Source organism: Priestia megaterium, assembly GCF_041941685.1.
GTDB classification, from domain to species: Bacteria; Bacillota; Bacilli; order Bacillales; family Bacillaceae_H; genus Priestia; species Priestia megaterium_C.
This window is the reverse complement of the sequence record NZ_CP130958.1, coordinates 2,206,677-2,231,619: the sequence shown is the minus strand read 5'-3', so window position 1 is coordinate 2,231,619 and position 24,943 is coordinate 2,206,677. Positions and strand designations below refer to the sequence as shown.

The 24,943-nt window shown below is 39.0% G+C and carries 26 protein-coding genes, 1 other RNA gene and 1 riboswitch; of the genes, 8 read left to right on the top strand and 19 right to left on the bottom strand.

Features of this window, described 5'->3' with window-relative positions:
* Positions 1-5: 5 nt before the first annotated feature.
* From Q5794_RS11465 to Q5794_RS11450, 4 genes are all read right to left on the bottom strand, one after another.
* Complete coding sequence (locus tag Q5794_RS11465; RefSeq protein ID WP_214987096.1) at positions 6-917, bottom strand: DMT family transporter; 912 nt, start codon at positions 915-917, stop codon at positions 6-8.
* Positions 918-1,015: 98 nt separating this feature from the next.
* The gene (locus Q5794_RS11460; protein ID WP_214987097.1) at positions 1,016-2,932 is read right to left on the bottom strand and encodes a nitric oxide reductase activation protein NorD; all 1,917 of its coding nucleotides are present in this window, start codon (positions 2,930-2,932) and stop codon (positions 1,016-1,018) included.
* A gap of 11 nt (positions 2,933-2,943) precedes the next feature.
* On the bottom strand, positions 2,944-3,858 hold the full coding sequence (locus tag Q5794_RS11455) for an AAA family ATPase (RefSeq protein ID WP_013056870.1): 915 nt from the start codon (positions 3,856-3,858) through the stop codon (positions 2,944-2,946).
* 131 nt (positions 3,859-3,989) lie between these two features.
* Positions 3,990-4,220 (bottom strand): YkvS family protein, encoded by a 231-nt coding sequence (locus Q5794_RS11450; protein ID WP_013056869.1) that lies wholly within the window; start codon positions 4,218-4,220, stop codon positions 3,990-3,992.
* 421 nt (positions 4,221-4,641) lie between these two features.
* Here Q5794_RS11450 and Q5794_RS11445 point away from each other — a divergent pair, with 421 nt between their 5' ends.
* Both Q5794_RS11445 and Q5794_RS11440 read left to right on the top strand, forming a co-directional pair.
* Positions 4,642-5,136: an RNA polymerase sigma factor gene (locus Q5794_RS11445; protein ID WP_016763958.1), complete on the top strand. Its 495-nt coding sequence runs from the start codon at positions 4,642-4,644 to the stop codon at positions 5,134-5,136.
* Positions 5,133-6,323, top strand: a complete 1,191-nt coding sequence (locus Q5794_RS11440; protein ID WP_374989109.1) for an anti-sigma factor — start codon at positions 5,133-5,135, stop codon at positions 6,321-6,323. Before Q5794_RS11445 ends, Q5794_RS11440 begins: the two co-directional genes overlap by 4 nt.
* Positions 6,324-6,351: 28 nt before the next feature.
* Here Q5794_RS11440 and Q5794_RS11435 read toward each other — a convergent pair whose 3' ends face one another.
* On the bottom strand, positions 6,352-6,804 hold the full coding sequence (locus tag Q5794_RS11435) for a helix-turn-helix transcriptional regulator (protein ID WP_192997325.1): 453 nt from the start codon (positions 6,802-6,804) through the stop codon (positions 6,352-6,354).
* Between the two features lie 406 nt (positions 6,805-7,210).
* On the opposite strand from Q5794_RS11435, the gene Q5794_RS11430 reads away from it, so the two are divergent.
* The 3 genes from Q5794_RS11430 (at position 7,211) to Q5794_RS11420 (ending at position 8,436) form a co-directional block, all read left to right on the top strand.
* Positions 7,211-7,573, top strand: coding sequence for a hypothetical protein (locus Q5794_RS11430; protein ID WP_251034114.1), 363 nt, complete (start codon positions 7,211-7,213; stop codon positions 7,571-7,573).
* Positions 7,574-7,682: 109 nt separating this feature from the next.
* Positions 7,683-7,860, top strand: a non-coding RNA gene (gene ssrS, locus Q5794_RS11425) — 6S RNA.
* Between the two features lie 147 nt (positions 7,861-8,007).
* Entirely contained in the window at positions 8,008-8,436 is a 429-nt protein-coding gene (locus Q5794_RS11420; RefSeq protein WP_374989108.1) for a pyridoxamine 5'-phosphate oxidase family protein, read from the top strand.
* Positions 8,437-8,463: 27 nt separating this feature from the next.
* On the opposite strand, the gene thiE is transcribed toward Q5794_RS11420, so the two are convergent.
* The 5 genes from thiE to Q5794_RS11395 form a co-directional block, all read right to left on the bottom strand.
* Complete coding sequence (gene thiE, locus Q5794_RS11415; RefSeq protein WP_192997324.1) at positions 8,464-9,108, bottom strand: thiamine phosphate synthase; 645 nt, start codon at positions 9,106-9,108, stop codon at positions 8,464-8,466.
* A gap of 13 nt (positions 9,109-9,121) precedes the next feature.
* Positions 9,122-9,928: a hydroxyethylthiazole kinase gene (gene thiM / locus Q5794_RS11410; protein WP_013056862.1), complete on the bottom strand. Its 807-nt coding sequence runs from the start codon at positions 9,926-9,928 to the stop codon at positions 9,122-9,124.
* A gap of 76 nt (positions 9,929-10,004) precedes the next feature.
* Positions 10,005-10,113, bottom strand: a riboswitch (TPP riboswitch).
* Positions 10,114-10,305: 192 nt separating this feature from the next.
* Positions 10,306-11,523 (bottom strand): MFS transporter, encoded by a 1,218-nt coding sequence (locus Q5794_RS11405; RefSeq protein WP_328245128.1) that lies wholly within the window; start codon positions 11,521-11,523, stop codon positions 10,306-10,308.
* Positions 11,524-11,619: 96 nt separating this feature from the next.
* On the bottom strand, positions 11,620-12,219 hold the full coding sequence (locus Q5794_RS11400; protein WP_057236932.1) for a TetR/AcrR family transcriptional regulator: 600 nt from the start codon (positions 12,217-12,219) through the stop codon (positions 11,620-11,622).
* A 269-nt stretch (positions 12,220-12,488) separates the two neighbouring features.
* Positions 12,489-12,953: a GNAT family N-acetyltransferase gene (locus Q5794_RS11395; protein WP_214987099.1), complete on the bottom strand. Its 465-nt coding sequence runs from the start codon at positions 12,951-12,953 to the stop codon at positions 12,489-12,491.
* A gap of 170 nt (positions 12,954-13,123) precedes the next feature.
* Between Q5794_RS11395 and Q5794_RS11390 the strand changes: the two genes are divergently transcribed.
* Positions 13,124-13,630, top strand: coding sequence for a hypothetical protein (locus Q5794_RS11390; protein WP_374989107.1), 507 nt, complete (start codon positions 13,124-13,126; stop codon positions 13,628-13,630).
* 97 nt (positions 13,631-13,727) lie between these two features.
* Here Q5794_RS11390 and Q5794_RS11385 read toward each other — a convergent pair whose 3' ends face one another.
* The gene (locus Q5794_RS11385) at positions 13,728-15,227 is read right to left on the bottom strand and encodes a UDP-N-acetylmuramoyl-L-alanyl-D-glutamate--2,6-diaminopimelate ligase (protein ID WP_214987100.1); all 1,500 of its coding nucleotides are present in this window, start codon (positions 15,225-15,227) and stop codon (positions 13,728-13,730) included.
* 462 nt (positions 15,228-15,689) lie between these two features.
* Between Q5794_RS11385 and Q5794_RS11380 the strand changes: the two genes are divergently transcribed.
* Entirely contained in the window at positions 15,690-16,298 is a 609-nt protein-coding gene (locus tag Q5794_RS11380) for a DNA-3-methyladenine glycosylase (RefSeq protein ID WP_214987101.1), read from the top strand.
* A gap of 69 nt (positions 16,299-16,367) precedes the next feature.
* Here Q5794_RS11380 and Q5794_RS11375 read toward each other — a convergent pair whose 3' ends face one another.
* The 5 genes from Q5794_RS11375 to Q5794_RS11355 all read right to left on the bottom strand — a co-directional run bounded on the left by Q5794_RS11375 (position 16,368) and on the right by Q5794_RS11355 (position 21,259).
* Positions 16,368-17,336 carry a sugar phosphate isomerase/epimerase gene (locus Q5794_RS11375; RefSeq protein WP_214987102.1) on the bottom strand — a complete coding sequence of 323 codons (969 nt, stop codon included), beginning with the start codon at positions 17,334-17,336 and terminating at the stop codon, positions 16,368-16,370.
* A 1-nt stretch (position 17,337) separates the two neighbouring features.
* Positions 17,338-18,342 (bottom strand): Gfo/Idh/MocA family protein, encoded by a 1,005-nt coding sequence (locus Q5794_RS11370; protein ID WP_013056853.1) that lies wholly within the window; start codon positions 18,340-18,342, stop codon positions 17,338-17,340.
* A 12-nt stretch (positions 18,343-18,354) separates the two neighbouring features.
* Positions 18,355-19,380 (bottom strand): Gfo/Idh/MocA family protein, encoded by a 1,026-nt coding sequence (locus tag Q5794_RS11365; RefSeq protein WP_192997316.1) that lies wholly within the window; start codon positions 19,378-19,380, stop codon positions 18,355-18,357.
* A 32-nt stretch (positions 19,381-19,412) separates the two neighbouring features.
* Positions 19,413-20,138: a ThuA domain-containing protein gene (locus Q5794_RS11360; protein WP_013056851.1), complete on the bottom strand. Its 726-nt coding sequence runs from the start codon at positions 20,136-20,138 to the stop codon at positions 19,413-19,415.
* An 89-nt stretch (positions 20,139-20,227) separates the two neighbouring features.
* The gene (locus Q5794_RS11355; RefSeq protein ID WP_057236946.1) at positions 20,228-21,259 is read right to left on the bottom strand and encodes a LacI family DNA-binding transcriptional regulator; all 1,032 of its coding nucleotides are present in this window, start codon (positions 21,257-21,259) and stop codon (positions 20,228-20,230) included.
* A gap of 250 nt (positions 21,260-21,509) precedes the next feature.
* On the opposite strand from Q5794_RS11355, the gene Q5794_RS11350 reads away from it, so the two are divergent.
* Positions 21,510-22,085, top strand: coding sequence for a cell wall hydrolase (locus Q5794_RS11350; protein WP_374989106.1), 576 nt, complete (start codon positions 21,510-21,512; stop codon positions 22,083-22,085).
* Between the two features lie 31 nt (positions 22,086-22,116).
* Here the strand turns inward: Q5794_RS11350 and Q5794_RS11345 are convergent, their stop codons facing one another.
* The 3 genes from Q5794_RS11345 to Q5794_RS11335 all read right to left on the bottom strand — a co-directional run bounded on the left by Q5794_RS11345 (position 22,117) and on the right by Q5794_RS11335 (position 24,859).
* A complete protein-coding gene (locus Q5794_RS11345; protein ID WP_214987105.1) occupies positions 22,117-23,451 on the bottom strand; it encodes a sodium-dependent transporter in 1,335 nt (444 codons plus the stop codon).
* A gap of 176 nt (positions 23,452-23,627) precedes the next feature.
* Entirely contained in the window at positions 23,628-23,810 is a 183-nt protein-coding gene (locus tag Q5794_RS11340) for a hypothetical protein (RefSeq protein ID WP_013056847.1), read from the bottom strand.
* Between the two features lie 302 nt (positions 23,811-24,112).
* A complete protein-coding gene (locus Q5794_RS11335) occupies positions 24,113-24,859 on the bottom strand; it encodes a TspO/MBR family protein (RefSeq protein ID WP_374989105.1) in 747 nt (248 codons plus the stop codon).
* Between the last annotated feature and the right edge of the window lie 84 nt (positions 24,860-24,943).

Sequence of the window (24,943 nt, the reverse complement as noted above, 5' to 3'; positions counted from 1 at the left end):
TTTACTTATGATGTCACCTCTGGCTTTCGCTGAGAAAGTAAAAATACCGTAGCGATAATAAGAATCGTACCTAACCACTCCGTCCATCCAAAGGTCACATGAAGCCATAGAACAGAGAGCGCCGCTGCTGATAAAGGCTCTGCTGACGCAAGAACAATGGCTTCAGAAGCGCTAATATGCTTCAAGCTTTCCAAATAGCAATAAAATGCAATGAGCGTTCCGAAGATGATTACAAATAACACCGCACACAGAGACAATAGCGACCACTCACCTGCTATATGCCACGGCGGGTGAATAAATGAAAAACTTACGCCGCCTATCACCATTCCCCAGCCTACTACTTCAATTGAGCTCCATTTCGCAAGAAGGCGTTTAGGCTGAAGCGTATAAAAAGCAGACGTCACAGCTGCCCCAATCCCCCAAAACAGCGCCCATCCTGTAATAGACAGCTCGTTAAAATTTCCGCTTGTTGCAAGAAAAAAGGTCCCCGTTATGACGAGCACAACAGAAATCATTTCTACTTTCACCGGCCACTTTCTTGCTTGCACAGCTAAATAGCCAATAATAAATATTGGCGACGTATATTGAAGCACTGTAGCTGTAGCAGCGTTTCCTGCTTCAATAGCTGCAAAATATGTATACTGCACGCCGAGCATACCGATTACACCAAACAAAAGCAGCGAAGTCCTCTCTTCTTTTGTTTTCCAAATTGCAAAAATATTGCGCTGCTTAGAAGCTATTGCCAAAAGCAATAATCCGGATACTAACATACGAACGACGACCAGCCATTCTGCGTTAAAACTTTTATGCTGAAATAAATATTGAGCCACCGTGCCAGATACTCCCCACATTGTGGCACCAATGATTACAAGCAGCAGCCCCCATGCTCTTTTAGATGACGTTTGAACTCCTTCCACTTGCCATTCCTTCTCTCTTATATATATATATTTAACTTACCTCGCTCTTCTTTAACGGTCAATAGCAAAAAAAGTCGAAGCAATATGCTTCGACTTTTTTAAATGCTTTTATGAAGTAATTTCTTGAGTAAAGGAAATAGCACATCGGGAAGTTCTTCGATGTTTGGTACTAAAATACTATATTTCCCGTACATATTTTGAATGGTTTTCTTTTGTCCTTCATCAATTTCCCCATTGGATAAAAAGACGTTGATGACTTCAATTCCGTGCTTGCGTGCTTCTAATACCGCTTCGTGCGTATCTACAATACCATTTTGTTCATATCCCATAGCGGCTGGTTCACCGTCTGAAAACACAAGTAAAAACTTCTGCTGTTCAGAACGCTGAAGCAAGCGGCGTGTCATATGGCGAATGGCAAATCCATCACGGTTGTCTTCTTCAGGCTCAAGCTGCATAATTTCAGGACCGCTTTTACGCTTTAACGATGCTTGAAAGTCCATAACCGTCTGCAGGTAGTTAGGCTGGCTCGTTTCGGTGGCATCATTTGTATCTTCCCAAAACCCTACAATTTGATGAGGCACCATAACAGACTTTAACGCTTCATGAAATAGCGTAATCCCAAGCTTCGTTTCATCCATTTTGTCGTACATTGATGCGGAACAATCAACTAAAAGAGAAAAGACAGCATCAATTTGCGCAGAATCTTCATCTTTTTTATAAAACAAACGAGGATTGTCATCTGTCCATAGTTTTAGAAGCTTTTTATTTAATCGGCCAAAGTGCAGCTCGCTTCTAGGAAGGGTTTTTTTATGTTCAAGCGTTTTTTCAATCATTTGCTTTAATTTCTTTTGATACGATGCAATAATTTTTTTATTCTCATCATACTGAACAACGTGATCGTCGTTCGGAAGTTTAGAATCTATAAAAACAGCATAGGCATGCTTATTTTCTTTGCCATACTCATAATCCGCTTCCCCGTCTTTTTCCGGATGCGTTTGCTCCATGGCTTCGATTTGAGAATAATCGTTCCGCGATGTTTTTTGAGAAGACCCTTGCACCATGCCCATTGCTTGATCTCCATCGTCGCCTTCACGAACACCATCGCCTAGCATGTCTGTTTTCGAGCCTTGATCCATATCAAACTGTAGAAAACTTTGCGTCGCTTCGCTTGTCTCACGATGCCACATTTCCATTTTCTCTTCGTGAATGTCTTCATCTCCGTCTTTTTCATGCTCTAAAATATCATCGTTCACTAATGAATCTTTGCGTTTTAAATCTTCAAATGTTAACCCTTCTTCTAACTGATCATACTGAAGTTCAGCCAAGAAGAAATAAGTATTAAGCATATCTTTTTCAATAATATCATCAAAAACATCTACAAGTTCAAGACAGATGCGCGATACATCTTTTGTTGTTTTAGCTTCATATACATTTGTTAGCTGTCTGCGAATAAAAGGCATCGCTAAATTAATCGATTCACTCATTGAAGGAATTTCTTCAAATGGATTTTCGGCCGTCAATAGCAAGTAGATGCCGTTAAAAAGTGCATCCGTATACACGCTTTTTGTTAAATTTGCGCTCATTTGTGTAGCAAAATATTTTCTGTAAAGCTGTCTTCTGACAGCGAAGGCTTTTTTCGTTCCAGGACGTTCGCGTTTGCATACTTCTTCTAAACGAATATCTTCAAACAGCATAAACAGCTGCTTAGCTAAGCTAGGTACCGAGGTTTTATTTATTTTCTTTAAATATGCATTAATTTCTTTGAAGTTTGATTGCTTATAGCTTCCAATACTTCTTAAAAACACATCACTTTTTAAGCCGTACACTTTGTCTTCTTCTGGACGGTTATCCCAAAAGTGACTGAGATAAATAATGCCGTGTACAGGATCATAATAAGAAGAAACACGATACTCTACTTCAATTTCATCATTTTTTGTTAATGTTTTCGTTAAATCTGCCAGCTCCATATAGAGAAAGGAATCTACATTTTTGTCGTTAAATTTAATAAATCGCATAGCGCCACTCCTTACTCAAATAATGTTTCAGCAATATTTTGAATGGCGGCTTTTTCCCTTTCATCTTCTAGCTTTTCAATAATACCGCGTTTAATCGCGCGAAGAGGCGGCATATAAAGAGCTAAATCACACGTATCGATAAGCGCACGAATAGACGCAGCTTCTTCTGATACATGGCCGCTTTGAACTTGAGTAATTAAATCTGCAGAGAGCGTGACAAATTTATCAATTAATTTTTCGTCTTTTAACTGAGACTGAGACATCAGAACTTGCTTTAAGCTGCCTCCTTGAATATATGGCACTTCAATAACAACAAAACGATTTTTTAACGCTTCGTTTAATGGAACAGTACCAACATACCCCTCATTAATAGCCGCTACTACGCCGAACGTTTGCTGACCGCGTACTACATCTCCAGTGAATGGGTTCGTAATCATTTTTCGGTAATCAAGAACCCCGTTTAAAATAGGAAGCGTTTCAGGTTTAGCCATGTTAATTTCATCAATATATAGTAAATGGCCTTTTTTCATTGCCTGAATAACAGGTCCTTCCACAAACTCAATACCTGTTTTTCCTTCTTGTTCAGCAATTGTTTTAAAACCAAGCAGCGCTTCTGCATCTAAGTCAACCGAGCAGTTAACGCTATGCATCGGCTGAGAAAATAAATGCGACAGCGTTTCAGCCAGCTTTGTTTTCCCTGAACCTGTTGGCCCTTTTAAGAGTACGTTTTTCCCTAGTGACAAGGCAATAATGGCATCTTCTAAAATATCTGCTTCTTCTGCTGTATAGCCGCCTTTTCCAATTAATAGCTGATCAGCATCTGACAAATTTTCATATTTACGATTCGCTAAAAGCGAAAGAACCTCTTGTGGTAATGATAATTGTGATAGTTGAATTGACATAACAAAAATCCTTTCTTTCTGCATACTTTCTATAGTTTACTAAAAAACATTCTTCTTCTCAAAGAATTGCTTTACCTACGCTCTTTTCTAAGATTTCTGATAGAAAGATCGCAGTCTTTAAACATATATTCAGTAAAAAAAAGTAGGTTATTCACCTACTTTTTTACGATTTTATAGTTTTTATGATTAACGACTGTTTTCATGGATTCGCCGGTTTCAGCATCTTTCCCAAAATCTACGATAACCGAATTGTCTCGCACTACCATAACAATTCCTTTAAATCCTTTATAGTCGCCTTTTTTTGGCTGAATCGTATCGCCAACTTTAGCTGCTTTGACTTTAGGTGCTTGTTCTTCTGTACCTTGTGTATTTTCTACGTCCATCATGACCCCACCTTTTCCAATTTACCGTGTTTTTTATAAGTGAAAACACAATTTAATTTACTTTTTGTTGAAAATACTTAGTTTATTTTCCCACAAACATCCTTGGTTAAACACCATGTGTTTGTCCATTTTTATTTTGCAAACAAACGCTGTATTTTTTATTATGTATGTAGCTGTTTTTTGTAAGAGCACATCCTTGTTCTATCATAACATTTTCTGTTTCCTTCGAACACCAATTACCCTTTAGTTTTTTAAAAAAATGACAAATTACGCGGAATTATGTCGAATTTCATATGGTTTTCTTTTTAGTATGATAAGCTATATATCGTATTTTAAGCATCTTTTATCTATTACATACGATTTTTGATAAAAAAACCGAAACTTTTATCCACAAATTGCGTTGATTAAATGAAAGGGGGAGAAAATGGCACAACAGCATAACTTTGAACACATTTATAAACAGCACATGCATGATTTGCTGCGCTATCTTCTCTCTCTTACTCGCAGAAAAGAATCAGCGGAAGATTTAATGCAGGAGACCTTTTACCGGGCACTTTTACACTTAGAAACATATAAAGGCGAGGAAGTGAAGCCTTGGCTGTTCAAAATTGCTTATCACGCCTTTATTGACTGGTATCGAAAAGAAAAAAAACGCCCTACTGTCGAAATAGAAGAATGGCACTTTACTCCTCAGCCAAGTGCTGAAGAACAAGTGATGATTCAAAGTGAAATCGACGGCTGGCTTTCTGATGTATCTGCTTTGCCTCCGGCTAAGCAGAATATTGTACTGTTACGAGATTATCACGGCTTCACATATGAAGAGATTGCAGAAATGACTGGCTATACTCTGTCAAAAGTGAAAATGGACTTGTATCGTGGTCGTCAACAATTGAAAAAAAGAAAGGAAGAGGACGGATGAGCTGTCAAGATATGAAGCATCAATGGGAAAAATATAAAAACGGCACTTTGACAGACAAAGAAGCAGAAACACTTGAAGAACATACGGAAAATTGTGAAGCATGCTCAGCTCATTTGGAGCACTTGCTAACCGAAGATGAACCGTTATCGCCAACTTCATCAGCTACTTCACTAAGTGACGATACGATGTTGGATAATAAAAAAGTTAAAAAGTCCATTTATATCGCCAAATGGAAGCAGCGCCTTTCAAATGTGACAACTGTCATTAGTTCTGTCGTTCTGCTATGGATAATCGGCAACTTTTTATCTATTGTATATTATCATCAATCAAAAACCGAATACATAAACAGCGTGAATCAAGCGGCTATCGAATCTGCTTTTCCGAACGTTCATATACGTGAAACCACTTCTGATACACAGTCCTTTTTCCGCATGCAGTCGCAAATGGAAGCTTATAAGCAAATCGGACGTGAAGAGCAGGCCATTGGGACGTTTACATTTCATCAGCTGTTTGATAAAACAAGCGGTGTAGAAAAAGAATTTTCTGGCGGCAAATACGACCTTAACCTTTCTTTTGTCTATCCTGATCCCAAAAAACTAAAACAGCATGCAAAAGAGTATAAGGAATGGACAAACGAAACATGGAAAGCGTTAGAAAATCTACCAAAAGGAACGGTAAGCGAAGTGGCTATTTCTTTTGATGATACGTATTCGCTAAAAGAAGTTCAGCAAAAAATGAACGCCATCGACAGCCGTGATTTTTCTACCTCTTGGTACGCGCTTAATACAGGACACGAACAAAAAACAAGCACAAAAGATGAGCCATTAATTGACTTAACGTCAACATTTGGCTTTCCAGAGTTTTTAGACTTACCTTACGATCACAAAGGAAATCAAACTCACTCTACTAGCAAGTCGAACGTTTTAAACATGATGAAACTATTAGCCGATAATGAAGAAACGGTCCAAAAAGTTCGTCAGCTAGACCATTCCGATCTGTTGCTAAAGCAGCGATATTCTTATGTGAAAAAACATGGCGTCGGTGTGTACGGCGTTGTGATTACAGGGCCTACAAAAAAACTTCTGAAATTAAAAAATGATCCGTCGATCACATATGCGTCACTTGGAGATGTAGAGCTATGGAATTGGTTCAACCGCCCTTCATCCGGTACGTTAATGAATCAGTAACAAGCACTTGAAAGCAAGTGCTTGTTTTTTATTTCTTCGTTAATTCTTCAAACCTTTTTACCGCTTCGCTTTTATCAAATGAACTAAACCATCGATAGTCTTGGTCATCTAAAATGCGATAGTGCTGACTAATCATATTTTGCTGCAGACGAAAAGAGCCTTCTTTCTGAATTTCTTTCCACCATACTCTTCCTCCGAGCGTTTTATCTTTTGGAGAAGATACGCCGTTATGAGCAATGATTTCTACTACTTCTAAAGGAACATCTCCTAAAACCGATTGAAGGATTTCACTGTCACCAAACAAACCGCATACTGCAACAGTGGTCGTCCACCCTGCTTCCGTGCGCCCTTTTTCAATTTGAACCAATGTTTTTTTTGAAATACCAATGACTTCAGCCATTCTGTCTTGTGAATAGTTTCTTTCTAAACGAATTAATCGTATTTTATCCGATACTGATTTAGTCACTTCTTGTTTATTCATTTTCACAGCCCTTTCTTTCTATACACGCACATTTCTTTAGTGTAATATTACACCTAATTAAAGAAGAGTTTCAAGCGTTTCCCTTCGTCACAAGACGGGGAAATATACTGAAAGGGTTTTTACTAAAACAATTAAAAGGAGTTGAGAATATGTATATCATTGTATGGGCTATGCTTGTACTATACACCTTGCTGCTAGCTCCGGGAGCAAGCGCCGCTAATGATTTGCTGTTTAAAAACCTTATCACAGGAAATTTCCAACAGGTAGATCCGCTCGTGGTTATGGTATTCTCTTTTTTAGGACTTTTCCCAGTATTGTTTATGGTAATGATCTGTAAAAAGATACATACAAACTGCCTGGATGGCCATTTTCTCTTCTATCATTTGCGCTTGGAGCTTTTTCTCTTTTGTTCTATTATCATTGGAAAGGACAAAAAGTTCGAACACGTTCGCGTATTTCTTCACGTTTCATTGCTATCATTTCTTCTCGTCTATGGATTGGACTATGCTTAGCGCTCACGTTTGCAGGTTACGTATACGGACTATCCGTAGGTTCAATAAAAGCTTATGGAGATGCTTTTATGCAGTCACAGCTTGTTAGCGTGATGACCGCTGATTTTTTTGTTTTGACGTGGCTTTCTTACTCCGTTATGACAAAAGAAAGGATAGCATCCCGGCCTTACCTTCTTTTATGTTTCATTCCAGTTGCGGGCCCTTTTCTTATTTTGTTACTGCTTCCCCGCCAAGATGTTAGAGAAGAAAAACTTTAAATAAAAGTGTTGCGTTCCATTCATTATTCCGTTATAATCATTTCTTGTACGATGAAAGTTGATTAATTAGAAAACATTTATATATCGGCATCTTATTTACATTTGTTATACATACCTGCGCTGTGCGTATACTCATGTTGTCTTAAACCTTTGAGTGTTAAAAGGGAGCTCAAAATTTAGCTGCAGATAGCACGCCCTTCCTGGGACGCTAAACCCGGCTATGAGGGCACCCACCTAGTAGATCTGGGTATTTAAGACACTTAGGGTTACGGCAGTGCGGGCTTATTTTTTAGTTAGCTGTAGCTAGCTTTTTTTATTTTTCATTTTACTAGTTTACATAATTATTTTATTGTTAACTTATATTTTTTTTAGACATGTATGTTTTATTTATCTTCGATTGAGGAACATAAAAAGTAATAAAGGAGATGGATAAAATGAATGAACAAAAAATTGCTAAAAAAGTAAACGAAGTATTAGAAGGAAATCGTGTAGGAACATTAGCTACAGTTGTAAACAACAAACCCCACTCTCGCTATATGACATTCTTTAGCGATGAAGATGGTATCGCTCTTTACACACCAACAAATATCAATACACATAAGGCAGAAGAAATCGAAGCCAATCCGAACGTGCACGTACTATTGGGCTACAGCGGCGAAGGATATGGGGATCAATACTTAGAATTATCTGGTACAGCTGTTCTTCGTACTGGTGATCAATTAAAAGGTCGTATATGGAACGATCACATGAAAGAATGGTTTGACGGTCCAAATGCCCCTGAGTATGTTGTTCTTGAAATTACGCCGAACGAAATTCGCTTCATGAACGAAGGCGAAGAAACTCCTCAAACTGTTCAGCTATAATAAAAAAGCGCACAGTGTGCGCTTTTTTTATTTTTCTACCGCTTCTTTCAATTGAGCTGCTTTTTCTTTTGGAGACGCTGCTAAGCTAATCGCGGTAATAATAGAAACGCCATCTGCACCTGCCTCTACTACTTGTTTGGCATTTTCAGGCGTGATGCCACCGATTCCTACAATTGGAAAGTCAATATTCTGGTTTCGCACTTCTTCAATTAATTTTGTACCTTGCACTGCTTTTGCGTCTTTTTTTGTAGAAGTAGGAAAAACAGGTCCCATTCCTACATAATCCGCTCCGTCTTTTATCGCTTGCTGCAGCTCTTGTACATTATGAACAGAGACGCCCACAATTCCTTTTCCTATCTTCTCTCGAACAATATGAGCTTTTTCATCTTCTTGTCCAATATGAACGCCATCTGCTTGTAAGCGGATCGCTAAGTCAAGATCATCATTCACAACAAAAGGAACGCTGTGCTGCTGACAAATTTGCTGAAGTTCCTTCGCCAGCTGATATTTCGCTTCTCCTGTTAAGGCACCCTCGCCTTTTTCACGGAATTGAAACACGGTAACGCCGCCTTCAATTGCTTCTTTCAACACTTCTTTCGGATCTTTTTTACAGTTATTGCTGCCCATTATAAAATAAACTTGCAGCAGCTTTTTGATTTCTTCGTTTGTCATTTTCCGGCTCCTTTTAACGTTGATGTACTCTTGCATATGATTCAATATCCTGCCCTGATAAAAGATGAAGCTGGTTTAACAGCTCAATTTGAAAGCTTCCCGGCCCTTCTTCACCTTTTTTCGCTGCGGCGATCTCACCTGCCACTCCGTAAAAACTTAAAGCAGCAACGCTTGCCTCGACATATTCTTTTTCTACAGCAGCGAAAGCTCCTATAATTGATGTCAGCAGACATCCAGTACCCGTCACTTTCGTAAATAACGGGTGACCGTTGTCTACTGTATACGTTGTGTTTCCATCTGTGATTACATCTTGTTTACCCGTGATAACAATCACTGTATCTAATTTGTTCGCTGCTTTCTCAGCAAGTTCAATGACGTCTCCTTGCCCTTCTAATGAATCAACGCCTTTGATGAGCCATGACTCGCCTACTACATTCGCAACTTCAGCAGCGTTACCACGAATAACTGCAATATTTAATTCTTCTACAAGCTGACGTGCTACTTCTGTACGAAACGGTGTCGCTCCGGCTCCTACAGGATCGAAAATAACCGGCACGCCATTTTCATTTGCTGATTTTCCTGCTATTCTCATCGCTTCTACTTCTTGAGCCGTCAGTGTACCCATATTTAAAACAAGCGCTCCGGCGATTCGTGCCATGTCAGCCACTTCTTCCTTCGCATAAGCCATAACAGGTGAAGCTCCTAGTGCAAGCAGTCCATTTGCAGTAAAATTGGTTACCACAACATTCGTAATATTATGAACAAGCGGACTTGTATCTCTTACTTTTTCTAATTGAGCTGAAATTTTACTAATATCCATATTCTCTCACTCTTTTCATTTAGTTTTAACACTGCAAAAAAAAAGACAAAAAAGCACCTTGCATGCGCAAAGTGCTTTGGTATGTACTCACATTCCCTGCGCTGGCATTATCCAACAGGTTCAAATGGTCAACAGGCGTCCCTGTACTCTCAGCCTGCCCCGCGCAAGCTCCCATACTATTCTTGTTACGTTTAAAGTTTACTATTAACCTTTTTTATTTGCAACCATTTCACTGTTTTGCCGATAAAATAAAGCTTCTCTATAGGCTGAGTGGCGTTGTGAACCTTACACATTTCCTAAAAAAATAATCAAAAGACCTCTAGTAAGCTACTAGAGGTCTTCTATTCCCTAAGAATTCTATCATTTTTTCCTTATGGTTATTTCTCTTGAACCGCTTGATTTCTCACAGCTGTTTTTCTGTCCTTCCCTGCTCTTAAAGATAAAAGAAAACAAAGCAGCAGTACAAGTGCAGCTGATACGTACGGGTAATTAATGTTTATATCAAAGAGAAAGCCTGCTACAACGGGTCCAATAATATTCCCAAGACTTGTATAAGCAGAATTTAGTCCGGCTACATACCCTTGGTCGTCTTGTGCCATCATCGACATTTGCGTGCTGATTGCCGGACGTAAAATATCTGTTGCTAAAAAGACGATGAATGTCACAACAATAATAAGCCAGTACGTGTGCACAAATAGCGTAAGTAAAATAAAAAGCCCCGTCATCATCAAGCAAAACGAAATCACTCTTTTTTCACCAAACTTATTTAAAATCCAGCCAAAAATCGTAACCTGCACTACAGCCCCCGCAATAGAGCCAAACGTAATAACAAACGCAATATCTTTTGGCGTAAAGCTAAATTTATGATCAACAAATAGTGAAAAAATCGTTTCATAATTGGATAATCCAAATGATGTCACAAAAACAATAATTAAACTTAAAAAATAAGGTTCTTTATAGGAATTCATAAGCTGCAGTAGCAGCCCCTCTTCTTTTGGATTCTCATTGTTTGAAACAGCATGATTTTGTACAGGACGAGACTCTGGCAAAACAAAAAGCGTAATCACAGCAGCCAAGCCTCCTGCTACTGCGGCCATATAAAATGGTACACGCATGCCATATTCAGCTAAAAAGCCGCCAATACCGGGTCCAATAATAAATCCTGTTGTAATCGCCGCCGTCACATAGCCCATTCCTTTAGCACGTTCTTTAGCAGACGTCACGTCCGCTGTATAGGCCATAACAGCAGGCATAATAAGCGCGGCCCCGACCCCGCCTAACATTCTCGATACAAATAATAAAAGAGGTGTACTCACTGAACCAAAGAACCATTCAGACAAGGCAAAAACAATCATTCCCGCTACAATAATTTTCTTTCTCCCTAACGAATCTGATAACCGCCCCGCTAAAGGTGAAAACAGAAATTGAGTTAGTGAAAACACCGCTACTAAAAGCCCCATCACGCTGCCGTTGATATGAAGCTCTGTCATATATGTTGGCATAATTGGAATAACGAGACCGATTCCTGTAAAAATAATAAAAATATTTAGCATGAGCAGCAAAATCGCCGCTCGATTTCTTAACAATAATGACATATAAACCTCCTGATTACAAAAATACTGAACGTTCGGTCTATAAAAATACAAAATAATGAGGGATTACTCATTACCGCAATAAGCATCCCCGATTATTTAAGAAGACCTTGCTATAATTCCGTTTAAAAATACATCGATCGCTGAATGGTAAAGCTGCAGGGCATTTTCCGTGTTCGTTTTTCGAGACATGCGGCTCATTCCAACAAACAGCCCTTCTAAAACTACTGCAAGCTGTTCTGCATTTTTAGGAGAAAACTCTCCTTCATCAATGCCTTTTTGCAAAAGTTCCCGGTTAAACTCCACGTGTCGTTTCACCATCTCATCAATTCGCTCTTCGATGTCGCTGCCCTTTTCCTCGTTGTTAAAAAACTCATCGGCGGCTTTCGTAAGAGGATGATTCAAATCATCTAAAATGATTTGCTCCGCAATTCCAAAAAGCTTATCTCTTGTTGTTTTGTAAAGAGACTCTCTTTCTTTCCAGTTTCGTTCCCACTCAAGATCCCATTCGTCTATTAAATAGAGAAAAAGCCCTTCTTTGCTTTTAAAATGATAATAAATATTCCCTTTACTGCTTCCCGTAGCTTCTACAATTTCCTCAATAGATGTAGCTTTATAGCCTTTTTGAGAAAACAATGCTTTAGCGGCATCTGCCACTTTTCTTTTTGTTTGTTCACTTTGAAGCTTTTTTTTATTCAAGCTATTTCCACCGCCCCGCACATTTATTATTTATACTGAACATTCGTTTTGTATTATCTGACACCTATACTACATAGGAAAAACCTTTTTGTCTAGTGAGAAAACCTAGTTTATACCTTTTTATATGAATTAGGACAAAACAAAAAACAAAGAGGTTGAGACATACACCATAACCATGAAAAAATCCGAACGAGTTTGATTCTCCATCAAGAATCTCGATTCCTCGTTCAGATTTTCCTTCAACTAAAATACTTTTGTCCCATCCTCTTTTAATCATTCAATTTCTTTGTCATAAATACACTGTATGGATCTTCTTTGTAGGTAGAAAACGGTTCGCACTCGTAAAATCCAAAACTGGCGTATAGCTTTCTAGCCGGTTCAAAAGCAGACGCGGATCCTGTTTCTAAGCTTAAGCGTCGGTACCCTCGTTTTTGTGCTTCATTTATTATGTACTGCAGCAGCTCTTTAGCAATTCCTTTCCGCAAATGGGCGGTAGCTGTTCGCATCGATTTAATTTCTCCGTGGTGCTCATCTAACTCTTTTATAGCCCCGCACCCTGCTAGCTGGCTGTCTTCCCACACGCTCCAAAACGTAATATCACGTTGTTTTAAGCTTTCAATATTTAGAGCATGAATACTTTCAGGGGGTGAATGTAAGTTCATTCCTTGAAGGTGAGAACTTACTAGTTCAATAACTTCATTGTTCGTTAAGTGGTCTCTTGTTATTTTAATCATTTTCTCTTCCTTCCTGCTACTAAGGGGTGCTCAACTACAAACCGACTTATGAATAAATTCACTGCCGACCTTTAAAAATCCTTTTATACACTCCCTTCTTTTTCTCCAGTTATTAAAACCGACTTTGCCAAGCAGATGTTTCATACATTGTTAAACGGAGGTGAAATTCATTGAAGAAGGTTTTATTTTGTCTTGTCCCTCTTTTGTTTTTATTATCCGCCTGCTTTAGTGATCCTGTTCAAGATGATTTAATCGACTATAACAATCAAGATTTAAAAAAAGCCGCTCAGCTTGAAAAAGAAGCGATTGACGCATACGATTCTGTCACAGGCGCTAACTACACAAGTGACGCGGTGATGTATGATACGATGACGAGTGAAGTCATTCCTACTTATCGTAAATTTGTTGACGAACTGGAAAACATTGATGTAGAAACCGACGATCTTCGAAAGGTTCATGAAGGCTATATAAAGGCTGCCAATACCCAGTATAACGCTTTTATTAAAATTGTCAGCGCTTTAGAAAAGCAGGACCGCAACCTTATTGCTGAGGCAAACGCTATGCTTGATGAAGCACGAAAAGGCATACGCGATTACAATGCAGCTATTAAAAAGCTGGCTAAAGAACATGATGTAAAAATTGAGGAACCAAAAACACTGCTAGAAAACAGCCTATAGTTTTGATGCGAAAAGAAGGTCTCTAAAAATAGTAAGAGACCTTCTTTCGTATGCCGTTTCAATTTCTCCACGTTCATTCGATAAATGAAGAAGAGTATTAGGAAATATTGCTTAACGATGCATAATAAGAAGCAATAATTTCTTCATCAGAATGCGGAATTTCGTTGCCTTTTACAAGCTGAGCGCCGTTAATACAGCCGCTTGTAAGTAAAATAATATCATTCGGCTTTCCTAAAGAAAGCGACTTTAATACTCCTTCTATTCGAGTAGGGGCGCGGTGAATATTAGTTGCGCTTGGATTTGAAAAACCCGTCATTACTTGATCTACAATTACGTTCGGATCATGATGACCTGGATGATCAACCGTTACGACAATTTCATCAGCTTTTCCTTCAATGACACGCGCCATTTTAGGCATTTTATTAAAATCTCGAATGCCGATTCCTGCAATCATGACAATTAGCTGGTTATACTCCATCTTTTTTACTTCTTCTACTAAACGCGTAAGGGCAACAGGCGTATGGGCATAGTCTAAAATCACTTTTTGGTTATTGGGACCTTCTATCACTTGAAAGCGCCCTTCTGGACTTTCCAATTGAGGAAGCACGCTAATAATATCCTCAATGTGGTATTCAAAGTGAAGAGCTGTACCAATGGCTGCTAGCACGTTAGCAATGTTGTAATCGCCATATACAGGCGCTGCTACTTTGTATGACTGTCCTTTATACAGTAAATCAAAGAAAGAGCCCCCTTCTTTGACAGTAATGTTTTTTGCTTGCAGAGTTGCCTCCACATTATTTAATATGCTATACGTGACTTTAGGTCCTTCAAATAGCCTGCTTAAGTCTTTACCCATGTCCTGATCATCTATATTAATAACGGCATGTTTTGCCTGCTGAAATAATTTCATCTTGCATTTTTTATAGTGCTCAAACGTTTTATGATACTCTAAATGCTCTTCCGATAAGTTGGTATGAATGGCTACATCAAAATAAATATTTTCTACTCGCTGCTGATCAATCGCAATTGAAGATACTTCCATCACTGCCGCTTCATCGCCTCTTGTATACAAATCATAAAAAACTTTATGCAAGTCTACCGATTCAGGTGTTGTAGGCGTACTTTTTTTATAAACTAACTTCTTCTTTGATGACCAAATGCCGGTCGTTCCAATCGATCCTGTCGGCAATTTTAAAAGAGTTAAAAGCGACCTTACGTAAGCTGCTACGGTTGTTTTACCATTTGTACCTGTAACGCCAATTGTCTCAATTTTTTCATCCGTATAATCAAAATACATTTTAGAAAAAGACGCCATTACTTTACGAACGTCGTCAACAGCTAAAAACGTACAGTGAGAATACTGAGTGCTCAAGAGACGCAGCTCCTCAATGCTTGTCCCAAAGACTGCTACGGCTCCTCTAGCTATAGCTTCTTTAATATATTGATGTCCATCTTCATTTTCACCTTTTATACTAAAAAATACTGATCCGTCGTGAACCTGCTTTGAATGATATGTTAGATGGTTGATCGTTTGAGATGCAGGCCCAAAAATATGTTTAATTGATAAGTTCATTAATGTATTAAAGTGGATGTTCATAGCTATTCCTCACAGTGTATAAATTTTATTTTTAATATGTTCTAAAATCCCTTAAATACTCTTTGAAGGATATTATTTCTTTATTTCCATTTATAAAGAACTTTCTACAATTCAATCTTTTTATTTTGCTTTCATGTGTAGAACGAAAATAAAGAAAAGGCGGATCACTATTTTTTAAAACTAAAAGCATGTAAAATATGGATGAACTGTGTATATCATACCAGCAGTAAAAGCGAAGCATTGTAGTAAAATATTCCCCCTACACGTCCAAAACGAAACCATTCTTTAAAATAAAATAATTTCATAGAGTGAGTTGAATCATGATAAATACTTGAACGTGGGATAAGAAAGATTACTGTATTAATCAGTCCCTCCCTTTGCAAAATAATAAAGAAAACATCATAATAAAAGGTGCGCATAACAGCGTGAATGACTCTGTTTTGAAAGGATGGACTACAGCAAATGACGCGTTCTCTTTTAGCGATTGAACCACTTCCTCTTTTATTTTATCAACAGCCTACACTTGAATTAGCTCAGTCGCTGTTAGGATGCCTTCTTGTTCACGAAACGGCAGAAGGAACTGCATCTGGGTTTATTGTAGAAACAGAGGCTTATAAAGGGCCTTTCGACCGAGCAGCTCATAGTTTTAATAACCGGCGCACAAAAAGAACGGAGGTAATGTTCGGTCCTCCTGGTCATGCCTATACGCATACAATGCATACACATTGTTTACTCAATGTTGTAAGCAGCGACATCGATTGTCCAGAAGGCGTCCTTATTCGAGCTATTGAGCCTTTTAGCGGAAAAAATTTGATGAAAAATAGACGTAGAGGGATAGAAAACGAAACAAATTGGACAAACGGTCCTGGGAAACTAACAAAAGCACTAGGGGTTTCAATGGATTTGTACGGTCATGATTTAACCAGCCCTCCTCTTTATATTGCTCGTGGCTTCACTCCTTCAGAGATTTCCGCCGGACCTCGCGTTGGCATTGATAATTCTGAAGAAGCGAAGGACTACCCTTGGCGCTTTTGGGTTACCAATCACCCGTTTGTATCGAAATTCAGGTGAACAAAAGGCGAATTGATTTATTAACGAAAATAAAAGAAGCACCTCTTTTTAGAGATGCTTCTTTTTTGCTTACGCCCACCACATTTGTGAGGGAGTTTCTTCAATTAATACACTTTGTAAGTTTGTAACCGCGCGTTTAAATCCTTCTTCAATCGACATGATTGGATCTTCGTGTTCAATGCTGACTACGTAATCGTATCCGTATGTGCGAAGTGCACTCATCATATCAGACCACTCTTTTACATCATGTCCGCATCCTACGGATCTAAACGTCCATGCACGCGTTTGGACTTCTCCGTATGGCTGCATATCCGTCAGGCCATACATGTTAATATTATCCTGGTCCAAGTACGTATCCTTTGCATGGAAATGATGAATTGCATTTTCTTTTGCTAAAATTTTAATAGCTCCTACCGGATCAATTCCTTGCCACCATAAATGACTTGGATCAAGGTTAGCGCCAATCGCTGGACTTGTTTTTTCGCGAAGCTTTAGGAGCGTATACGGAGTATGAACTAAAAATCCGCCGTGAAGTTCTAAACCAATTTTTACATTATACTCCTCCGCTAGTTCTCCAATTTCTTTCCAATAAGGAACAAGCTTATTTTCCCATTGCCAATTCAATACGTCTCCATACTCGTTAGGCCAAGGAGTAACAGGCCAGTTTGGGTACTTCGCTTCTTCGTGATCTCCTGCTGTTCCAGAAAAGCAGTTAACCACTGGAACATCTACTAATGATGCTAGTTGAATGGTCTTGCGAAGCGTTTCGTCAGATTCTTTTGCAAAACTTGCCTCAGGTGAAATAGGATTGCCGTGGCAGCTTAATGCGCTGATTGTAAGTCCGCGGTCTTTTATCTGCTTCATATATGCTTCTCTTTTTTCTTCATCTTCAAGCAGCTCATCTAGCGGACAATGGCTGTTTCCCGGATAGCCGCCCGTTCCGATTTCAACAGCATGAAGACCTGCTGCTTTTACTTTATCTAACATCTCTTCAAAAGAAAGATCCGAAAATAAGACCGTGAATACTCCAAGTTTCATTTTAATTTCCCCCTGTACGATATATTTCGTCAATAATAGCTGAGACTTGAAGCGCTTCTTGTGGCTTTACCACTAATTCAGCATTTCCTTTACACGCTTCAACGAAATTTTTAGCCTGACTTAGGCTGTAATCATCTTCTCCATCTATCCAAGGTGACGTACTGTTCATGAGCATACCGTTTTTAGACGTGTATAGTTCAAACGGAAACACGCTTAAACCGCCCTCTACCCCTGATATGCTTACGTGCTCTTCATCATCTTCGATATTAGCAGCCCAAGAAGTTTCTAAAAGAAGCGACGCTCCATTTTCAAATTTAATATAGGCCGTTACATGATCATCCACGCTGAATGTTTCATGATCAAATGCTCCCCATTGATTTAATTGGTTAGGCGTTTTACTCAGGTCATTATATGTACTTCCCAGCACTTCAGTATGCTTTGGGTTTCCCATCAGCCAAAGCGTTAAATCAAGTAAATGGCAGCCGTAATCAATTAAGCTGCCTCCTCCTTGAAGATCTTTGTTCGTAAATACCCCCCAACCGGGAACCTTTCGGCGACGCATTGCTCTGACACGTGCAACTAATGGGCGCCCTACCTCTGTCATCATTTTTTTCGCAGCCTGCGCTTCTTTCATGAATCGGTAATGATACGCAATCGCTAACTGCTTACCTGATTCTCTAGCAGCAGCAAGCATTTCTTCACCTTGCTCTTTAGACATCGCCATTGGCTTTTCACATAGGACGTGAACGCCTGCTTTTAACGCTTCTACTGCAAACTCGGCGTGAAATTTATTTGGTGTACAAATACATACAGCATCCACTTCTTTAAACATATCTTTGTAATCAACAAATACGTGAGGGATATTATGCTCATTGGCTACCTCTGTGGCTCTTTCACTATTAATATCGCTAAGCCCCCAAATCACACATTCATCACCCAGTTGTTTGAATGCTGGGATATGCCTGCTTACAGCAATCCCTCCTGCTCCGATTATGCCAATTCTCACGTTTTTCACCTCTTACACGCGCGTAATTTGTTTCGTTTGACTTGATTTTAAAGCTGCTAAAATAACAGCAAGTGATTTTAATCCTTCTTCACCAGGAACAGGAGATTCTTTATCTTCTGCAACTGCATCTACAAATTGTTCAATGACGTGAGAATTACTTTGTCCGCCTTCATCGTTCGACTGGATTTTCCCTAATTCATAGTTCACCACTTCACCCGTTGCATATTGTGCAACTAATGAATACGTCGGATCGTCCTCTAAACGAAGAATCCCTTTCTCTCCGTAAACAATCGTGGAGTTATCTTCTTTTCCATTGTAAGCCCAGCTTGCCGCAAGCGTCCCGATAATCCCGCTTTCCGTTTTTAATACGCACACAGCATTGTCGTCTACATTTGCAAAGTCTTTTGCATTGCTTTCTACAAATGCACCCACTTCTACAATTTCTTCATTCAATATGTAGCGTAGCATATCGGTTTTATGAACGCCTAAATCCCCCATAGCCCCAATAAACGCTTCGTCTTTTTTGAAGAACCAGCTGTCTTTTCCGTCCACGCTCCAACCTTCAGGGCCACCGTGGCCAAAAGCCGTACGGAAACTATAAATTTTACCGATTTCCCCTTTTTCAATAAGTTCACGAGCTTTTTGATGAGAAGCTACAAAGCGCTGATTATGTCCGATCATTAGTTTTTTACCGTTTGTTTTTGCTGCTTCAATCATTGCTTTCGCTTCTTCTTCTGATGTTGCCATCGGCTTTTCACATAGGACATGAACTCCGCTGTTTAACGCTGCAACCGAAATAGGCGCATGAAGATAATTGGGCGTACATACGCTCACTGCTTCCACTGTACTGCTTGCTAAAAGTTCTTCATAGTTTGTGTAAGCTTTTACACCGTACTGCTGTGCTACGCTGTTTGCACGTTCTGTGTTTATATCGCAAACGGCTACTAATTCTACTTGTTCATTCATCTTATATTCTGGTAAGTGACGGTGTTGCGCAATGCTTCCGCACCCAATAACGCCAATTTTTACTTTTGCCATCTTTCCTATCCCCTTTGCTTAAGCATTATTAATTAGTTTTTAACAGCGATTGATTCAAGCGGTTGCGCATTGCCGTAAACAGGACGTTTTCTCTCTGCTGGCTTCGCCCATTTAATAGCATTCATAATGACACGCTGAATGTCTTTGTTATGGTATGTTGGATATGTTTCATGTCCAGGTCTGAAATAAAATACTTTTCCGTTTCCGCGTTTGTACGTGCAGCCGCTTCTGAAAATTTCTCCGCCTTCAAACCAGCTCGTGAAAATCAGTTCATCAGGTGCTGGAATATCAAAGTGCTCTCCATACATTTCTTCGCGCTCAAGCTCGATAAATTCACCAATACCTTCCACAATCGGATGACTTGGTTCTACTACCCACAAGCGCTCTTTTTCATCTGCTTCACGCCATTTTAAGTCGCAGCTTGTGCCCATTAACGTTTTAAAAATTTTAGAAAAGTGACCTGAGTGTAAGACAATAAGCCCCATACCGTCTAGCACGCGCTGCTTTACTTTCTCAACGATGTCATCTTTTACTTCGTCATGTGCTAAATGACCCCACCATACTAAAACATCCGTTTGATTTAATACTTCTTCAGTCAACCCGTGTTCTACTTCGTCTAATGTTGCGGTGTGTGTACGAAACCCTCCTTCTTCTAAAAAAGAAGCGATGGCACCGTGAATGCCTTCAGGGTAAATTTCTCTTACAACCGGATTTTTCTGTTCATGACGATTTTCATTCCATACTGTAACATTAATCATTTTCATATCCCCTTTTTTTGTGAATGCTAACATATATCCCCTTTTTTTATAAATGCTAAACTTTGGTTAACCGGTTAACTTACTCTGATTCACCCGCGCCTAGCAGTCGAATCTCGAATAATAAGTTCAACCGATAATTTCACATGCTGCAGCGTGCTGAAACGGTGTTCAATTGCTTGAATAACAGACGTCGCGGCGACGACTCCTTTGTTAAATACATCTTGACGAATTGTTGTTAGACTTGGAGATGCATAGCTACTAAACGTTATGTCATCAAACCCTACGATTGAGTAGTCCTGCGGAATTTTTTTCCCCTTTTCTTGCAGTGCTTTCATAATTCCAAGCGCCAGCGTATCAGAGGATGCAAAAACCGCCCGAATATCCTTATGATCTTGCAGCAGCTTGTTCCCTAAATTGTAACCGTTATCAAACGAACTTTCGTTCACTTCAAAAACAAACGTCTTTGATGGTGTAATGCCCGCTTCTTTTAATGCTTTCTCGTAGCCTATATACCTCTTTTTATCCACTGGACTATTGACGAGGTGATGAGCAACAAAGGCAATTTCTTTGTGACCCAAATTCACTAAATGTGTTGTAGCTAGATATCCTCCATACTCATCGTCTACAGAAATATGATGATAATCACGTTCGTACCTTTCGTATGTATCTACTAGCACAATCGGATTCGATAACGCTTTCATTTTCTCATACAATCGATGCGGGAAGGCTCCTAAAAACAGAAGACCATCAATATTTCTCGTTCGAATCCATTTTAGGCAATCAGCTGGGCTACTCGCTCCAGATATGACTAGATCATAACCATGCTTACGGATTACATATTCAATTCCACTAATCATTTCGCTGTAATAATGGTTATCTTTAAATATAGTAGAAAGTGAATCATCTGTAAGCGGGAACATAACGCCAATCATATTTGACTTTTGTTTCGAAAGACTAACGGCGGTTAAATTTGGTTCGTAGTTTAATTCTTTTACCGCTGTTAAAATTCGCTCTTTTGTTTCATCGGATACTTTGTTAATTCCGTTTAAGACGTAAGATACTGAAGCTGCAGACACCCCTGCATGCTTTGCTACATCACGAATCGTTATCTTTTCTCCCATAAAATCTCTCCAGTTAAACGGTTAACTATTTACTCGTTCATTATAATTCACTCCTTTATTATCAGTCAACGTATTTTTCAAATTATCTGTTAACTATTATAATATCTTCCTAGATTGGTATGTTTTAAGCAGTGACAAGATGTATTGACACCTGTTAATCTTTGAAACGTACATATAAAGTTCGGTGCACAGCACGCACCGATCCGTGATAAAAGGGGCGTTCAAAAGGATTTCAGGAGGTACTTACTTTATGTTTAAGAAACTAGCAATTATTGGAGCACTAGCAGTTCCTATGTTCGGCATGAGTCACGGGGCAAATGCCGCTGAAACAACCCATCGCGTAAAAGCCGGAGAGACTCTTTACAAGATTGGCGCTGAATACGGCGTTACGGTTAAACAGTTGAAAAAAGCGAATCACAAATCTACCGACTCTATTAATGCAAATGAAACATTAACAATCCCTAACTCTATTAGCGAAAGTGATAAAGAATTGTTAGCTCGCCTTGTACAAGCTGAAGCAAAAGACGAACCTTACGCTGGCAAAGTGGCTGTAGCAACAGTTGTCTTAAACCGCGTGGATAGCGATTCTTTCCCAAACTCTATTCATGATGTCATTTATCAAGGTACACAGTTTACACCTGTACAAAACGGTGAAATTAATAAAGCAGCGGATGCTGAAGCAAAAAAAGCTGTAAATGAAGCACTAGCTTTTAGAGGTCAAGGAAAAGGTTCGTTATTCTTCTTTAATCCAGATAAAACAAGCGACCAATGGCTTCGTCAAAAACAGGTTACGATTACGATTGGAAATCACGTTTTTGCAAAATAAACAAAAAAAAGCACTCAGATGAGTGCTTTTTTTAATATGCAACAAGTAAGCTTAATAGAACAGCTATAATAATAATAGGCAATACGTATTTAACTAGAAAGAACCATGCGTTGAATAATTTAGCGCCTTTTGTACTTCCTGAAATAAACTCTTCATACACGGCTTCTTTTTTCATTTTAAATGTCACAAAAATCGCAATGGCTAAACTTCCAAGAGGCAGCATTAAGTTGCTCACAAAAAAGTCAGCTACGTCAAATATACTTCTGCCAAAAAGTGAGACATGTTTTAGTACACCAAACGAAAGCGCTGATGGGATACCTACCACAAACACAAGAATCCCTGATAAAGAAGCGTAGCGAGTTCGTTTTGTCTGATCGTCTTTGGTTAAAGCAGCTACGATAATTTCCAGCAGTGAGAAAGCAGACGTAAGCGTAGCAAATAGAAATAAAATTAAAAACAGTGCTAAAAAGACGGTACCAAACGGCATTTTCTCAAATACTGTTGGCAAGACCACAAACAAAAGTCCAGGTCCTTCAGTTGGCTTTAATCCAAATGAAAAAACGGCTGGAAAAATAGCCAAGCCCGCCAGCAGGGAAACAAACAAGTTCAAAATAGCAATGGTGCCAGCTGAACGCGTCAAGCTTACTTTTTTCCCTAAATAAGAGCTATATGTCACCATGCAGGATAATCCCACGCAAAGCGAGAAAAACGACTGACCGAGCGCATAGAGAACAGATGACCCTGTAATGGCTGAAAAATCCGGTTTTAAAAAGAACTTTACTCCGTCCATTGCTCCGTCTAATGTTAAAGAACGCACCACGATAATGATAAAACAGATAAATAACAGCGGCATCATGTATTTATTAGCACGCTCTATTCCTTTTTGTACGCCTTTTGAAATAACAAACACTGTAATTAATAAAAACAGCGCCTGTGCACCTAATACTACATAAGGTTGGCTAATGACGGCATTGAACAACGGGCCGTACTCTTTTCCGTTTAGCATACCGGTTACGCTCATAATCGTATATAAAATCACCCAGCCGCCAACGACGCTGTAAAAGGAAAGCAAAACGACACAGCTTAGTACTCCCAGCCTGCCAATCCATACCCAAGCGGATTTTGGAGCAATTGCCTTATAAGCACTAATCGCTTCTTTTCCCGTATGTCTTCCAATGATAAATTCTGCCAACAGAAGCGGCAATCCAATAAAAATCGTAAATAAAATAAACAACGCAAAAAACGCTCCACCGCCACTGGTTCCCGTTACGTATGGAAACTTCCATATCGCTCCTAGACCAATTGCTGCCCCAGCAGATGCTAAAATAAAACCGAGGCGTGAAGACCACTGATTTCCTTTACTCATATAATGTTACTCTCTCCTCTTCTAAACTCAAAACTCACCTGATTAGTACTGTACCATAAATGCAGAAGAAAATCATTCCCGTTTTACTTTTTTCTATAAAACGATATCTATATAGAATAGAAAAAATGAAGAAGCAGCTGCTTCTTCATTTTAAGGTTGGTGTTTCTATTCAAAATTTATTCTCTATACGATGATTCATCTCCACGGTAGGCTTCTTGATTTGAAATTTCTTCAATATGCATATGCCCTTCTCTCTCTAAACGAAGGACCGTACGCTCTGCATCCTCATAACTCTCGCACGTCACTTGTTTATACTCCATATCATCTTTATCTGTGTAAGCAACTAAATATGTTTCCATTTTAACTCCTCCTATATAACCTGTATGTAACGTATGTTGCCTTTTTCGTTTATTTCTAAACATATAGGCTCCAAACATAAAGCCTAGCATACTATAATAGCGGAACTTCAATTTAAAAAAGTTGAATTTTTCATTATGCACCGATGCAACATGGAGGTTACACTTATGACATTTATTTTATCATTCGTACCAATTGTTGTTCCTTTTGGTATTTTAATTAGCTTAATTGCTTTTACAGCTGCTTTTTTACAATCAAAAGAGCATCATAAAAAGCTCTAGCTTACAAAAGCTAGAGCTTCTTTTTAAAAACGTCTATAGCGTTTAATCAGTCCCACAATAATGGCAATTGCTAATAAAACAACCGAAATGATGACAGTAATGACAATTGGCTGATTTCCACTTTGCTTCACTGCAATGGCAATATAAGCCCAAATAAAAACAAGCGGATAAACAGCGTCTCGGTTTTTTAATGTAAACATAATGCCCAGCGCAGCTCCTACCAGCAGCATAATAATCGTCCATGCTAACTCGTTTAGGCCAAGCAAGTGCTGTATTCCATTTGCTTGAAATACGACAAACATATTGACAATAGTCGCAACAGAAATCCATCCAAGATAAAGCGAAATCGGCAGACGCATAAACCATGTCGTCATCCGAGAATTCTGAATAATGGAATATACAATCATTAATGTGCCTAAAATAAAGAGCATAACTAAAAGGGATAACTTATAGTAATCGTTTTGGAAAATAAAGATCCACGCACTATTTAACAAACAGTTTAGAAAAAACCAAATGCCGATACGTGCATATATTTCCTTTTGATCTTCTCTTGCAAAAAATTGGCGTATAACCCAAAAGGTTAATAACAAATAAATAACGCCCCAGATAGCAAAGGCATAACCCGCTGGTGTAAACAACGTAGGAACTTGCGCAGAAGCCTCTGCCGTTGTTTTGCCTCCTATTGGAATGGCATTTGCTAAATAATTCACAAGCAGTGTAATAGCCAAGCCTACTGTATTTAATACAGCATACAAACGAAATTTCGCCATTTTGTTCTCTCCTTTCTTCTATTTATATGGGAATGTTTCGGAGACGAAAACGGCTCTTCCCTTCATTAATACCTCTTCTTCCCT